Raw genomic sequence first — 14,012 nt, 5'->3', positions numbered from 1 at the left:
AGTCAGCCCCAAGGAGACCGACCGTGAAGAGCGCCGTTGAGAACCTGAACCCCACCCGGGTTCGGCTCACAGTCGAGGTGCCCTTCGAGGAGCTCAAGTCCAACCTCGACGCGGCGTACAAGAAGATCAACCAGCAGGTCACGGTGCCCGGCTTCCGCAAGGGCAAGATCCCCGCGCGGGTCATCGACCAGCGATTCGGTCGCGGTGCCGTCCTCGAGGAGGCTGTCAACGACGCGCTTCCGCAGCTCTACCAGTCGGCCGTCGAGGAGGGTGAGCTCACCCCGCTCGGCCAGCCCGAGGTCGACATCACCGAGCTCAAGGACAACGAGCTGCTGGCCTTCACCGCCGAGGTGGACGTGCGTCCCTCGATCGAGGTCCCGGACTACTCCGGCATCGAGGTCACCGTCGAGGCCACCGAGGTCACCGACGAGGACGTCGACAAGGCCGTCGAGCAGCTGCGTGAGCGCTTCGCCTCCACCTCCGTCGTGGAGCGGGCCGCCGCGGAGGGCGACGTCGTGAAGATCGACCTGGAGGCGAAGGTCGACGGCGAGGTCCTCGAGGACGGAGTCGCCTCCGGTATCGACTACACCATCGGCTCCGGCGAGCTGCTCGACGGCATCGACGAGGCCGTCACCGGTCTGGAGGCCGGCGGCTCCGCCACCTTCACCTCCGAGCTCAAGGGCGGCTCCGGTGCGGGCCGGGAGGCCGAGGTCAAGGTCGACGTCTCCACTGTCTCCGCCCGTGAGCTTCCCGAGCTGGACGACGAGTTCGCCCAGCTCGCCAGCGAGTTCGACACGCTGGAGGAGCTCCGCGAGGACAGCCGCAAGCGGCTCGGCCAGTCGAAGAAGTACGAGCAGGCCACCGAGGCCCAGGAGAAGGTGCTCGACGCCCTCATCGAGCTGGTCGAGATCCCTGTCCCGGACAAGCTGCTCGAGGACGAGGTCCGCACCCGCAAGGAGAACCTGGTCAACCACCAGCTCGCCCAGATGGGGATCGACCTTCCGACCTACCTGCAGATGCAGGACAAGTCGGAGGAGGACTTCGACGGCGAGCTGAAGGAGCAGGCGGTCAAGGGCATCAAGACCCAGTTCCTGCTCGACGAGCTCGTCACCCAGGAGAAGCTGAACGTCAGCCAGGAGGAGCTCACCGAGCACCTCATGCGCCGCGCGCAGTCCTCCGGCATGAGCCCCGACCAGTTCGCGCAGGCCGTGGTCGAGGGCGGCCAGGTGCCGATGCTCGTCGGCGAGGTCGCCCGCGGCAAGGCGCTGTCCGTCGTGGTCGAGGCCGCGACGGTCAAGGACACCAACGGCGAGGTCGTCGAGCTCGACGAGGAGGACGAGACGGCCGAGACCGTGTCCGCCGACGAGGCCGCCGGGGAGACCCGGGCCGACGGCGACGCCGAGGGCGCGGAGAGCTCCGAGGGCGACAAGGCCTGACGCCCGCGCAACGACCCTCCGAGGACCCCGGCCGCCCCGTGCGGCCGGGGTCCTTTTTCGGCAGTGGACCGGGGAACTCCCGCGCCGGCACGGAGAGGCGGAGGTCAAGCTGACAGCGAACAGCCACCCGTTGCGGGAGTGCCGCCGCCGACCAGCGCGTTAGGGTCCGTAGACACGAGGGCGAAGCCCTCCTCGGCCCGCCTCGCACCAGGCGCCGCGGAGAAGGGCCCGCCCGCAAGACGACGCCAGTGACGGCCACGCCGAATCGCAGCCGTCCGTACACACGAGCAGGTGGACACGTGACGCTTCCGATGCCCTCCGCCGCCGCTGAGCCCAACTTCGGTGGCGGCCTCGGCGACCAGGTCTACAACCGACTGCTCAACGAGCGGATCATCTTCCTCGGGCAGCCGGTCGACGACGACATCGCCAACAAGATCACCGCGCAGCTGCTGCTCCTTGCCGCCGACCCGGACAAGGACATCTACCTCTACATCAACAGCCCCGGCGGATCGATCACGGCCGGCATGGCGATCTACGACACCATGCAGTACATCAAGAACGACGTGGTCACGATCGCCATGGGCCTCGCCGCTTCGATGGGCCAGTTCCTGCTCAGCGCCGGCACGCCGGGCAAGCGGTTCGCGCTGCCGAACGCCGAGATCCTGATCCACCAGCCGTCCGCGGGTCTGGCCGGTTCCGCCTCGGACATCAAGATCCATGCGGAGCAGCTGCTCCGCACCAAGAAGAAGATGGCCGAGCTGTCGGCCCAGCACACGGGTCAGAGCATCGAGCAGTGGACCCGGGACGCGGACCGCGACCGCTGGTTCAACGCGCAGGAGGCCAAGGACTACGGCCTCATCGACGAGGTGTACGGCTCCGCGGCCGAACTTCCCGGCGGCGGCGGTACGGGCGCGTGAGCCCCGCCGGCTCGCCCCCGTCCCCGCTCCGCCTTCCGCAGCCAGCCTCTCACCAGGAGACACCGCGATGACCAGCCTTTCCCACATGCCCGGTACCGGCAGCACGGGCCCGACGACCGGCTCGCAGGGCCGCTACACCGGGCCGTCGCCCGACGCCCGGTACGTCGTTCCCCGCTTCGTGGAGCGCACCTCGCAGGGCGTGCGCGAGTACGACCCGTACGCGAAGCTCTTCGAGGAGCGGGTGATCTTCCTCGGCGTCCAGATCGACGACGCCTCCGCGAACGACGTCATGGCGCAGCTGCTGTGCCTGGAGTCGATGGACCCCGACCGTGACATCTCCGTCTACATCAACAGCCCCGGCGGCTCGTTCACGGCGCTCACGGCGATCTACGACACCATGCAGTTCGTGAAGCCGGACATCCAGACCGTCTGCATGGGCCAGGCCGCCTCGGCCGCCGCCGTGCTGCTGGCCGCCGGCACACCGGGCAAGCGCATGGCCCTGCCCAACGCCCGCATCCTGATCCACCAGCCGTACTCCGAGACCGGCCGCGGCCAGGTCTCCGACCTGGAGATCGCGGCCAAGGAGGTCCAGCGGATGCGGACGCAGCTGGAGGAGCTGCTCGCCAAGCACTCCACCAAGGACATCGAGCAGATCCGCGACGACATCGAGCGGGACAAGATCCTCACCGCCGAGGAGTCCCTGGAGTACGGACTGATCGACCAGATCATCACGACCCGCAAGGGTTCGGTCGATCTCGGGGGCTGATCCGCCCCACCAGCCCCCCTTGGACGCAGTCGTTCCAAGGGGGGCACACTTCGGCGGTGCGGGAAGGTACCGTCTTCTGTGCACGTACCTCGGTCCGTCGAGCGGACGGATCCCAGGCGATAGGGGAAGCACCTCGTGGCACGCATCGGTGACGGCGGCGACCTGCTCAAGTGCTCGTTCTGCGGCAAGAGCCAGAAGCAGGTGAAGAAGCTCATCGCGGGGCCAGGCGTGTACATCTGCGACGAGTGCATCGACCTGTGCAACGAGATCATCGAGGAGGAGCTCGCCGAGTCCTCCGAGGTGCGCTGGGACGAACTGCCCAAGCCCCGTGAGATCTACGAGTTCCTCGAGGGATACGTCGTCGGTCAGGAGGCCGCCAAGAAGGCGCTCTCGGTGGCCGTCTACAACCACTACAAGCGGGTACAGGCCGGTGAGAACGGCAATCCGCAGAACCGCGACGACGGCATCGAACTCGCCAAGTCCAACATCCTGTTGCTGGGCCCCACCGGCTCCGGCAAGACGCTGCTCGCGCAGACCCTGGCACGGATGCTCAATGTGCCCTTCGCCATCGCCGACGCCACGGCGCTGACCGAGGCGGGCTACGTGGGCGAGGACGTCGAGAACATCCTGCTGAAGCTGATCCAGGCGGCCGACTACGACGTCAAGAAGGCCGAGACCGGGATCATCTACATCGACGAGATCGACAAGGTTGCCCGAAAGAGCGAGAACCCGTCGATCACCCGCGACGTGTCCGGGGAGGGCGTCCAGCAGGCCCTGCTGAAGATCCTGGAGGGAGCCAGCGCCTCGGTGCCGCCGCAGGGCGGCCGCAAGCACCCTCATCAGGAGTTCATCCAGATCGACACGACGAACGTGCTGTTCGTCGTCGGCGGCGCGTTCGCAGGACTGGAGAAGATCATCGAGTCGCGGGCCGGTGCCAAGGGCATCGGGTTCGGCGCGGACATCCGTTCCAAGCGGGAGATCGAGGAGAGCAACCAGTTCGAGGACGTCATGCCCGAGGACCTGGTGAAGTTCGGCATGATCCCCGAGTTCATCGGCCGCCTCCCCGTCATCACCAGCGTGCACAACCTGGACCGCGAGGCGCTGCTGAAGATCCTCATGGAGCCCCGCAACGCTCTGGTCAAGCAGTACCAGCGCCTCTTCGAACTCGACGGTGTCGAGCTGGACTTCGATCGCCCCGCGCTCGACGCCATCGCGGATCAGGCGATCCTCCGCGGCACCGGCGCACGTGGACTGCGCGCCATCATGGAAGAGGTCCTGATGTCCGTGATGTACGAGGTCCCGTCGCGCAAGGACGTGGAGCGTGTCGTCATCACCGAGGACGTCGTGCACTCGAACGTGAACCCCACGCTTGTGCCCCGAACCCGTGACGCGGGCCAGGGCGAGCGGCGCGACAAGAGCGCCTGACGGGCTCCGGGAACGGGAAAGGGGCGCTCGGCAACGGCCGGGCGCCCCTTTCGTGCTTCGGTGCGGTCAGCCGACCGGGACGCGGACCTCGTTGCGAAGGTCGGCGGTCCGCTGCGCGGCGTCCTCGAGGGTGAGAGTGCTGGAGGCGTCGATCAGTGACACCGCGGCCAGGGTGCTGTTGTCACCCCAGGCGCAGATCGGGAACGTGCTGGGCACGCCCGGCGCGGTCTGACCGCTGTTCTCCATCATCTGGCACTTCATGTACCCGTTGAAGTCGTTCGGCGCCTGCTGCTCGGCATTGCCGACGAGCTTGAGGTTCGACGTCTCCGTGGCGTCCTCGAAGACGCTGTCCACCGCGCCCTCCGGGTCGTCCACCTCGCCGTAGGCCCCGAACAGCGAGAGCGCCTTCATGTTCTGCAGGTCGCTCGGGGAGGTGTCCGGGTCGGTCGGGTCCAGGGTGTTGTAGTTCTCCGACACCGCCGTGCCGTCGGCGATGCCCGCCTCGTCCATCTCGGACTGCGACATCTCCTGGGACGTGCCCTGATTGCTGCTCCTGTACTCGCCCAGCACCGTCTGCGGCGTCTCGAGCTTGTGCGGCCCGTCGTCCGCGATGTCGCTCCCGCCGCCGGTGCTCAGCACGATCGCGACGATCACGGCACCCACCAGCGCCAGCGAGCCCACGATGATCGCGACGGTCTTCCCCGTGCTGCTGCCGCCGCCCTGCGGAGGCATGGGCATGCCGGGCTGCTGGCCGTAGGGCATGCCGGGCTGACCGGGCGCACCGTACGGCTGCGGCTGTCCCGGAACCGGCGGTTGGCCGCCCCAACCGGGCTGCTGCGGGGGTTGCTGCGGGTAGCCGTAGCCGGGCTGCTGCGGGGGTTGCTGGGGGTAGCCGTAGCCCGGCTGGCCGGGCTGCCCCTGGGGCGGCGGGGCGGGCGCACCGTACGGACCGGGCTGTCCCTGCGGCTGGCCGTAAGGGCCCGGTGGCGGCTGGTTGTGACTCATGGTGCGCGTCCCCTCCGTTGCTGTGCGTATGAATGCGCACCGACATCCTGACGGACGTGACGACGGTGCGCTGCATCGGGGCACAAACCGATTCGAGACCATCACATGTGCCGCCGTAGACTGAGCGCCGTGACTGACGACACCCAGCAGGGTCCCGCGATGCACGGGTCCCGGACAGCAGCCCCAGCAGATCTGCCGACCCAGTACGCGCCGGCCGAGGTAGAAGGGCCGCTGTACGAGCGCTGGGTGGAGCGGGGGTATTTCGAGGCGAGCGCCAAGAGCGAGAAGCCGCCGTACACCATCGTCATCCCGCCGCCCAACGTCACCGGTTCGCTGCACCTCGGCCACGCCTTCCAGCACACGCTGATGGACGCCCTGACCCGCCGCAAGCGGATGCAGGGCCACGAGTCGCTGTGGCTGCCCGGCATGGACCACGCGGGCATCGCGACGCAGAACAAGGTGGAGCAGCAGCTCGCCGAGGAGGGCAAGTCCCGCCAGGACCTCGGCCGTGAGGCGTTCGTCGAACGCGTCTGGCAGTGGAAGGAGGAGTACGGCGGGAAGATCCTGGGCCAGATGCGGCGCCTCGGCGACGGCGTCGACTGGTCGCGCGAACGCTTCACCATGGACGAGGGCCTGTCCCGTGCTGTCCAGACCGTCTTCAAGCAGATGTACGACGACGGCCTGATCTACCGGGCCGAGCGCATCATCAACTGGTGTCCGCGCTGCCTGACCGCCCTCTCCGACATCGAGGTCGATCACCAGGAGGACGACGGCGAGCTCGTCTCCCTGAAGTACGGGGACGGTGAGGACACCGTCGTCGTCGCGACCACCCGCGCCGAGACCATGCTCGGCGACACCGCGGTCGCCGTCCACCCGGAGGACGAGCGCTACCGGCACCTGATCGGCAGGCGCATCAAACTGCCGCTGACCGGCCGGACGATCCCGGTCGTCGCGGACGAACACGTGGACCCCGGGTTCGGATCCGGCGCGGTCAAGGTGACGCCCGCGCACGACCCGAACGACTTCGCCATCGGCCGCCGGCACGACCTGGAGTCGCTGACGGTCATGGACGAGCGCGGCGTCATCACCGCGCACGGCCCCTTCGAGGGGCTCGACCGGTTCGAGGCGCGTTCCACGATCGTGGGCGCGCTGCGCGAACAGGGCCGGGTCGTCGCGGAGAAGCGCCCCTACGTCCACTCCGTCGGGCACTGCTCGCGGTGCAGTACGACCATCGAGCCGCGGCTGTCCATGCAGTGGTGGGTCAAGGTCGGCCCGCTCGCCAAGGACGCCGGTGACGCCGTCCGCGACGGCCGCGTCACGATCCACCCGGCCGACATGGCGAGCCGCTACTTCGAGTGGGTCGACCACATGCACGACTGGTGCATCTCCCGCCAGTTGTGGTGGGGACACCGCATTCCCGTCTGGTACGGACCGGACGGCGAGGTCCGCTGCGTCGGCCCCGACGAGGAGCCCCCGAGCGGCGAGGGCTGGGCGCAGGACTCCGACGTCCTGGACACCTGGTTCTCCTCCGGCCTGTGGCCGTTCTCCACTCTGGGCTGGCCCGAACGCACCCCGGACCTGGAGAAGTTCTACGCGACCGACGTCCTGCTGACCGGTCACGACATCATCTTCTTCTGGGTCGCCCGGATGATGATGTTCGGCCTCTACGCGATGGACGGCACACCCCCGTTCCGCACCATCGCCCTCACCGGCCTGGTCCGGGACGAGCACGGCAAGAAGATGTCCAAGTCGTTCGGGAACGTCGTGGACCCGCTGGACTGGATGGAGGCATACGGTTCGGACGCGCTCCGCTTCACCCTCGCCTCCGGCGCCAACCCCGGCACGGACGTGCCGATCGGCGAGGACTGGGTGAAGGCGTCGCGGAACTTCGCCAACAAGATCTGGAACGCGACGCGCTTCGCGCTGATGAACGGCGCCACCGTCGCGGGACCGCTGCCGTCCCCCGAGGAGATGACGGCCGAGGACCGTTGGATCCTCTCCCGCCTCAACGCCACGGTCGCCGAGGTGGACACCCACTACGACGACTTCCAGTTCGCGCGCCTGGCGGACGCGCTCCGGCACTTCGCCTGGGACGAGGTCTTCGACTGGTACGTCGAACTCACCAAGACCACCTTCGCCAGGGGCGGTCGGGCCGCCGAGGTCTCCGGCCGTGTGCTGGGCGAGGTCCTGGACGTGCTGCTGCGGCTGCTCCACCCGGTCGTGCCGTTCGTCACGGAGGCCCTGTGGACCACCCTCACCGGGCGGGAGTCCGTCGTCGTGGCCCCGTGGCCGCAGGACTCCGGTTTCCGGGACGCGTCGGCGGAGCAGGAGATCGCCACCCTCCAGCAGGTGATCACCGAGGTCCGCCGGTTCCGTGCCGATCAGGGCCTGCAGCCGGGCCAGCGGGTCCCGGCGCGCCTGGCGGCCGAGGGCACCCCCCTCGCCGCGCACGAGGACGCCATCCGTGCCCTGCTGCGGCTGGAACCCGCGGGTGAGGACTTCTCGGCGACGGCGTCCCTGCCGGTCGCCGGGGCCACGGTCGCGCTCGACCTCTCGGACGCCATCGACTTCGAGGCAGAGCGCAAGCGCCTGACCAAGGACCTCGGCGCCGCCGAGAAGGAACTCGGGCAGGCGACCGCGAAGCTGGGCAACGAGGGGTTCCTGGCCAAGGCACCGGAGCACGTGGTGGCGAAGATCCGTGACCGGAAGGCCGTCGCGGAGGCCGACATCGAGCGCATCAAGGGGCAGCTGGAGCGCCTGCCGGGTTGATCCCGGAGAGCCGGACGAGCGCCGTACGGGGCTTCCCGTGCGGCGCTCGCCGTCTTGCGGTGGTGGCCGGGCGGGCGCACTGCCCCCTTCCGTAGACTTGCGACCGTGAGCGAGCAGCCCCCAGAACCCGACGAACCGATGCCCGGCGATTCCGCTGCCGACCCCTTCGAGGAGATCGTCGGCGAGGAGACCGACCGCGACCCCGATCTCGCCGTGATCGAGGCAGGCAGCCGGACCCTCCGTGCCCAGGCGGGGCCGCCCCAGCCGGACGTGGTGCCCGCCCGCCCGGAGGACCCCGAGACCGATCGGGCGCTGCGCGAGGTCGAGGAGGAGCTGGCCACCCGTTGGGGCGAGACGAAACTCGACCCGTCCCGGGAGCGCATCGCCGCGCTCATGGACGTGCTCGGCGAACCGCAGCGGGCCTACCCGTCCATCCATGTCACGGGCACCAACGGCAAGACCAGCACCGCCCGCATGATCGAGGCCCTGCTCGGCGCGCTCGACCTGCGCACCGGCCGCTACAGCAGCCCGCACGTGCAGTCGATCACCGAGCGGATCAGCATCGACGGAGCCCCGGTCACGGCCGAGCGTTTCGTCGAGAGCTACCGGGACGTCGCCCCCTTCGTGGAACTGGTCGACGCCCGGCAGTCGTACCGCCTCTCCTTCTTCGAGGTGCTCACCGCCATGGCGTACGCGGCCTTCGCGGACGCGCCGGTGGACGTCGCCGTCGTCGAGGTGGGCATGGGCGGTACCTGGGACGCCACGAATGTCATCGACGCCGATGTTGCCGTGATCACGCCCATCTCGCTGGACCACACCGATCGCCTCGGCGACACCCCCGAGAAGATCGCCGCCGAGAAGTCCGGCATCGTGAAGACGGACTCCCGTGTCGTTCTGGCCCAGCAGCCCGTCGAGGCGGCGTCGGTGGTGCTCCGGCGCGCGGTCGACGTCGACGCCACGGTTGCGCGGGAGGGCATGGAGTTCGGCGTGGTCTCCCGCGAGGTCGCGGTGGGCGGTCAGCTCATCACGCTGCGGGGGCTCGGCGGCGAATACCCCGACGTCTTCCTGCCGATGCACGGCGCCCACATGGCGCACAACGCCTGCGTGGCGCTGGCGGCGGTCGAGGCCTTCCTCGGTATCGGCGGCGAGAACGCCCGCGAGCTCGACATCGAGACCGTCCGCCAGGCCTTCGCCTCGGTGGCGACGCCGGGCCGCATGGAGCTCGTCCGATCCTCGCCGTCCGTTCTGCTGGACGCCGCCCACAACCCGGCCGGTGGGCAGGCGGCCGCGGCCACCGTCGGTGAGGCCTTCGGGTTCAGCAGGCTGGTCGGCGTCGTCGGCTGCAGCGCGGAGAAGGACGTGAGGGGCCTCCTCGAAGCCTTCGAGCCGGTCTTCACCGAGGTCGTGGTGACGCGCAACGCGACCCACCGGGCGATGGACGTCGACGAACTGGCCGCTCTGGCCGTCGAGGTGTTCGGGGAGGACCGCGTGCAGGTCGAGCCGCGGCTCGACGACGCGCTGGAGGCCGCCATCGCCCTGGCGGAGGAGGAGGGTGAGTACGCCGGAGCCGGCGTCCTGGTCACCGGCTCGGTCTTCACCGTCGGCGAGGCACGGCTGCTTCTCGGAAGGGGCCGGTAGTGCGCACCCTCTGCGCGAGTACGCTGATCGGCGAGTTCTTCGTGATCGGGTTCGCGGGACTCGTCGCGATGCGGCTCAGCGACGTCTCCGCCACCACGATCTGGGCCGTCAGCGCGACGGGGATGCTGCTGTCGCTGCTGCTGTGCGGGATGCTGGGCCGCCCGTGGGCGGTACCGGGCGGATGGGCCCTGCAGGTCGGCCTCGTCGCCGGGGGGTTCGTGGTCCCTTCCCTGTTCTTCCTGGGAGCCTGCTTCGCGGGCCTGTGGTGGGCCTCCGTGCACTACGGGCGCAGGATCGACGCGGCGAAGGCCGCTCGGGCAGCAGCGGAGGCGGACACCGCCTGAGAACGCCGCGGGGGTCCCGTGTAGCCTCTGACCACCCCCGATACCCGCGTCCCACGCAGTATTCCCAAGGAGCACCGCACATGAGTCAGCGCACGCTCGTCCTCCTGAAGCCCGACGCGGTCCGCCGCGGTCTGATCGGTGAGATCGTCGGCCGTATCGAGAGCAAGGCGGGCTGGACCATCCGTGCCATGGAGCTGCGGACGCTGGAACGACCGGTGCTGGAGAAGCACTACGCCGAGCACATCGACAAGCCGTTCTACCCTCCGCTCATGGACTTCATGACCTCCGGCCCCTCCCTGGTCATGGTGGTCGAGGGCGAGCGCGTGATCGACGGGCTGCGTGCCCTGGCCGGAGCGACGGACCCGATCGCCGCCGCGCCCGGGTCCATTCGGGGGGACTTCGGGACGATCGTGCGCGAGAACCTGGTGCACGCCTCCGACTCCGAGGAGTCCGCCGCGCGCGAGCTCGGGCTCTTCTTTCCCGACTTCGCCTGATTTCCCCGCTGACGAGGCGTCAGCTGCGGGCCCCCGGTGACCTGGGGCAACATGAGGAATCCGCTCGTCCTTCCGCATATTTTCAGCCGTTCGGGGGAAGGCTTCACCCGAACACGACGTCACCGTTCCGGGGGACGAACGGTGTTCTCCCGAGAATGGCGGAGGAACCCTCGCTGCGGTTCCCGGAGTCCGCGTCTACGATGGAATCTCGCTTCTCCGCGTAGCGGTTTCCGCAGCTTCCCCCTGCCGTCCCGCACGCCACATCGCTCCAGTTGGAAGGCCAGACGTATCCTATGGCGAACAACATGTCGTTCATCGGCCGTGACATGGCTGTCGACCTCGGGACCGCCAACACGCTGGTGTACGTCAGGGGTCGCGGGATCGTTCTCAACGAGCCGTCCGTCGTCGCCATCAACACGAACACCGGCGGCATCCTCGCGGTCGGTGCCGAGGCGAAGAAGATGATCGGCCGCACCCCCGGCAACATCGTCGCGGTCCGCCCGCTCAAGGACGGCGTCATCGCCGACTTCGAGATCACCGAGCGGATGCTCCGCTACTTCATCCTGAAAATCCACAAGAGGCGTTACCTCGCGCGTCCCCGGGTCGTCATCTGCGTGCCCTCGGGTATCACCGGTGTCGAACGACGCGCGGTCATCGAGGCGTCCACGCAGGCCGGCGCCCGGCAGGTCCACATCATCGAAGAGCCGATGGCCGCAGCCATCGGCTCCGGCCTCCCGGTCCACGAGGCCACCGGCAACATGGTCGTCGACATCGGCGGCGGCACCACCGAGGTCGCGGTGATCTCGCTCGGCGGGATCGTCACCGCGCAGTCCATCCGCGTCGCCGGCGACGAGCTGGACAACGCGATCATCCAGCACATCAAGAAGGAGTACAGCCTCCTTCTCGGCGAGCGCACCGCGGAGAGCATCAAGATCACCATCGGTTCGGCGTACTCCCACGACAAGGAGGAGCACACCGAGATCCGGGGCCGCGACCTGGTCAGCGGCCTCCCGAAGACCGTCGTGATCTCCGCCGCCGAGGTGCGCAAGGCCATCGAGGAACCGGTGAACGCCATCGTCGACGCGGTGAAGACCACCCTCGACAAGTGCCCGCCGGAACTCTCGGGTGACGTCATGGACCGCGGCATCGTTCTCACCGGGGGCGGCGCACTCCTCCGCGGTCTCGACGAACGCCTCCGCCACGAGACGGGCATGCCCATCCACATCGCCGAGGACCCGCTGGACTCCGTGGCGCTCGGATCCGGCAAGTGCGTCGAGGAGTTCGAGGCCCTCCAGGAGGTCCTCGACTCGCAGCCCCGGCGCTGACGGTCCGGCCGGAGCCCCGGCCGGACTTCCGGCACCACAACACCACAACCGACACCGACCGCCCGGTCCCACGGAGAAAGGCACGGCCGCCGCACGTGAGGGATTCCCGAGAAAGCCGGCTGCTGCTCGTCCTGCTGGTCGCCATCGCGTTCGCACTGATCACGGTGGACCTGCAGGGAGGCGAGCAGTCCCCGCTCGACGGCGCGCGGCGCACCACCGCCTCCGCACTCGGACCTGTTCAGGAAGGTGTGTCCGACGCCGTCGACCCTGTCGGACACGCCATCTCCGCCGTACGGGAGTCGGGGGAACGCCACGACCGCCTCAAGGCGCTCCGGCAGGAGAACATGGAGCTCCGCCGCAAACTGGGCTCCGACGACCGGAACCGCTCCAGAGCCCGAGAACTCGACAGCCTGCTGCGCACCGCCGGGGCAGGCGGCTACGGCATCAAAGCCGCCGAGGTCATCGGCATCGGTGCCGCTCAGGGATTCTCCTGGACGGCGACCATCGACGTCGGCAGTGAGGACGGCATCACCCCCGACATGACGGTGATCAACGGCGCCGGCCTCGTCGGCCGCACCACCACCGTCGGTACCTCCACCTCGACCATCCTGCTCGCGAACGACCCCGACTTCACCGTGGGCACGCGCATGGAGGGCAACTCCGAACTCGGCTTCGCCGCCGGACAGGGAAGCGACTCCATGACGGTGCAGCTCCTCAACGGCAAGGCCCGCGTCGAGAAGGGCGATCGACTCGTCACGTTCGGATCCCACAACGGCACCCCGTTCGTGCCCGGCGTACCCGTCGGCGAGGTCTCCAAGGTCGAACGGCAGACCGGTGACCTGACGCGGACACTCCGCATCCGGCCCTTCGCACGGTTCACCCGCCTGGACCTCGTCGGCATCGTCGTGGAACCGCCCCGCAAGGATCCCCGGGACAAGGTGCTCCGCCCGAAGGAGCCGAAGAAGCCCGAGCCCGCCCCGACGGTCACCGTCACCGCGACGCCCGGCGCCGCACCGCCGGACGAGGACGGTGCCCAGGCCGCGCCACCGGCCCCCGGCGACACCGCCGCACCCGACACGAACAACCCCGACGAGCCCGCCGAGCCCGCCGAACCGGGCCCCGAGGCCCCAGGAGCTGAGTGACCGTGATGCGCGCCAACCGGATCCTGCTCTCCACCGCCTTCGTGCTGCTCGCGCTGATCGTGCAGGTCGGCATCCTGGCACGGCTCCAACTCCCCGGGGCCGTGCCCGACCTGCTGCTGCTGACCGTGCTGGGTCTCGCCATGGTGTACGGCCCGACCGGCGGAGCCCTCGTGGGGTTCGGTGCCGGTCTGCTCGCCGACCTCGCCCCGCCCGCCGACCACGCCGTCGGCAGGTACGCCATGGTGCTCTGCATCGTCGGCTACCTGGCCGGACTGACGAAGCCCGAGAACGGCCAGCACCGGTCCGCGACCCTGCCCATGGCCGTCGTCGGCGGTGCCGCCGTCGGCTCCACGCTGCTCTACGCCGGCGTGGGCGCTCTCGTGGGCGACTCTCCTGCGCTGAACACCGGCATCGGGGGCCTGCTGCTCACCGCCATCCTCTACAACCTCCTCCTGGCTCCGTTCACGGTTCCCCTGATCATGGCGGCGGCGCGCCGCACCGCGCGCGATCCCCTGGGGGACGGGACGACCTCCGGGACCGGCAGGAGCAGCGCCGCGTCCGGCTGGACCGTCGGCAGCGGCACCCTGCGTTCCGGGTTCCTCGCCGGCCGCAGCGTACGCAGCGTGCGCAGCGGCAGGCCCGCATCCTTCGGTGGCCCGCGCGGCTCCCTCATCGGCCGCTCCGCACGGAACAAGGCGGCGAGCATCAAGGGGGTCAAGCGGCTGTGAGCGTGCTGGGGCGACAGACCGAC

At 69.4% G+C, this 14,012-nt stretch carries 12 protein-coding genes; 11 read left to right on the top strand and 1 reads right to left on the bottom strand.

Annotation, left to right across the window (positions count from 1 at the left end; translation table 11 throughout):
* Window positions 1–23 precede the first annotated feature (23 nt).
* The 4 genes from tig to clpX all read left to right on the top strand — a co-directional run bounded on the left by tig (window position 24) and on the right by clpX (window position 4,544).
* Window positions 24–1,436, top strand: coding sequence for a trigger factor (gene tig / locus ACL06G_RS10085; RefSeq protein WP_412785895.1), 1,413 nt, complete (start codon window positions 24–26; stop codon window positions 1,434–1,436).
* 311 nt (window positions 1,437–1,747) lie between these two features.
* The gene (locus tag ACL06G_RS10080) at window positions 1,748–2,353 is read left to right on the top strand and encodes an ATP-dependent Clp protease proteolytic subunit (protein ID WP_412785986.1); all 606 of its coding nucleotides are present in this window, start codon (window positions 1,748–1,750) and stop codon (window positions 2,351–2,353) included.
* A gap of 67 nt (window positions 2,354–2,420) precedes the next feature.
* Window positions 2,421–3,119, top strand: coding sequence for an ATP-dependent Clp protease proteolytic subunit (locus ACL06G_RS10075; protein ID WP_412785896.1), 699 nt, complete (start codon window positions 2,421–2,423; stop codon window positions 3,117–3,119).
* Between the two features lie 135 nt (window positions 3,120–3,254).
* Complete coding sequence (gene clpX / locus ACL06G_RS10070; RefSeq protein ID WP_412785897.1) at window positions 3,255–4,544, top strand: ATP-dependent Clp protease ATP-binding subunit ClpX; 1,290 nt, start codon at window positions 3,255–3,257, stop codon at window positions 4,542–4,544.
* A 66-nt stretch (window positions 4,545–4,610) separates the two neighbouring features.
* On the opposite strand, the gene ACL06G_RS10065 is transcribed toward clpX, so the two are convergent.
* Window positions 4,611–5,549 carry a hypothetical protein gene (locus ACL06G_RS10065; RefSeq protein ID WP_412835752.1) on the bottom strand — a complete coding sequence of 313 codons (939 nt, stop codon included), beginning with the start codon at window positions 5,547–5,549 and terminating at the stop codon, window positions 4,611–4,613.
* 129 nt (window positions 5,550–5,678) lie between these two features.
* Here ACL06G_RS10065 and ACL06G_RS10060 point away from each other — a divergent pair, with 129 nt between their 5' ends.
* From ACL06G_RS10060 to mreD, 7 genes are all read left to right on the top strand, one after another.
* Window positions 5,679–8,318: a valine--tRNA ligase gene (locus ACL06G_RS10060; RefSeq protein WP_412785899.1), complete on the top strand. Its 2,640-nt coding sequence runs from the start codon at window positions 5,679–5,681 to the stop codon at window positions 8,316–8,318.
* Window positions 8,319–8,456: 138 nt separating this feature from the next.
* Window positions 8,457–9,956 carry a bifunctional tetrahydrofolate synthase/dihydrofolate synthase gene (gene folC / locus ACL06G_RS10055; RefSeq protein ID WP_412785987.1) on the top strand — a complete coding sequence of 500 codons (1,500 nt, stop codon included), beginning with the start codon at window positions 8,457–8,459 and terminating at the stop codon, window positions 9,954–9,956.
* Window positions 9,956–10,300: a DUF4233 domain-containing protein gene (locus ACL06G_RS10050; protein ID WP_412785900.1), complete on the top strand. Its 345-nt coding sequence runs from the start codon at window positions 9,956–9,958 to the stop codon at window positions 10,298–10,300. Before folC ends, ACL06G_RS10050 begins: the two co-directional genes overlap by 1 nt.
* Before the next feature lie 80 nt (window positions 10,301–10,380).
* Window positions 10,381–10,794: a nucleoside-diphosphate kinase gene (gene ndk / locus ACL06G_RS10045; protein WP_412785901.1), complete on the top strand. Its 414-nt coding sequence runs from the start codon at window positions 10,381–10,383 to the stop codon at window positions 10,792–10,794.
* 305 nt (window positions 10,795–11,099) lie between these two features.
* Window positions 11,100–12,119, top strand: a complete 1,020-nt coding sequence (locus ACL06G_RS10040) for a rod shape-determining protein (RefSeq protein ID WP_412785988.1) — start codon at window positions 11,100–11,102, stop codon at window positions 12,117–12,119.
* A gap of 95 nt (window positions 12,120–12,214) precedes the next feature.
* Complete coding sequence (gene mreC / locus ACL06G_RS10035) at window positions 12,215–13,261, top strand: rod shape-determining protein MreC (RefSeq protein ID WP_412835751.1); 1,047 nt, start codon at window positions 12,215–12,217, stop codon at window positions 13,259–13,261.
* A gap of 5 nt (window positions 13,262–13,266) precedes the next feature.
* On the top strand, window positions 13,267–13,989 hold the full coding sequence (gene mreD / locus ACL06G_RS10030) for a rod shape-determining protein MreD (RefSeq protein ID WP_412785989.1): 723 nt from the start codon (window positions 13,267–13,269) through the stop codon (window positions 13,987–13,989).
* The last annotated feature ends 23 nt before the right edge of the window (window positions 13,990–14,012 follow it).

Source organism: Streptomyces callyspongiae (genome assembly GCF_047200695.1).
Classification (GTDB): Bacteria; Actinomycetota; Actinomycetes; order Streptomycetales; family Streptomycetaceae; genus Streptomyces.
The sequence above is the reverse complement of the archived record's forward strand: the minus strand, read 5'-3'. Positions and strand labels throughout refer to the sequence as shown.

What these genes read in the sequence shown, in the direction of transcription:
- ndk (WP_412785901.1), top strand. Translation starts at nt 10,381, where the DNA reads ATGAGTCAGCGCACGCTCGTCCTCCTGAAGCCCGACGCGGTCCGCCGC.
- folC (WP_412785987.1), top strand. Translation starts at nt 8,457, where the DNA reads ATGCCCGGCGATTCCGCTGCCGACCCCTTCGAGGAGATCGTCGGCGAG.
- ACL06G_RS10080 (WP_412785986.1), top strand. Translation starts at nt 1,748, where the DNA reads ATGCCCTCCGCCGCCGCTGAGCCCAACTTCGGTGGCGGCCTCGGCGAC.
- ACL06G_RS10075 (WP_412785896.1), top strand. Translation starts at nt 2,421, where the DNA reads ATGACCAGCCTTTCCCACATGCCCGGTACCGGCAGCACGGGCCCGACG.
- ACL06G_RS10065 (WP_412835752.1), bottom strand. Translation starts at nt 5,549, where the DNA reads ATGAGTCACAACCAGCCGCCACCGGGCCCTTACGGCCAGCCGCAGGGA.
- ACL06G_RS10040 (WP_412785988.1), top strand. Translation starts at nt 11,100, where the DNA reads ATGTCGTTCATCGGCCGTGACATGGCTGTCGACCTCGGGACCGCCAAC.
- mreD (WP_412785989.1), top strand. Translation starts at nt 13,267, where the DNA reads ATGCGCGCCAACCGGATCCTGCTCTCCACCGCCTTCGTGCTGCTCGCG.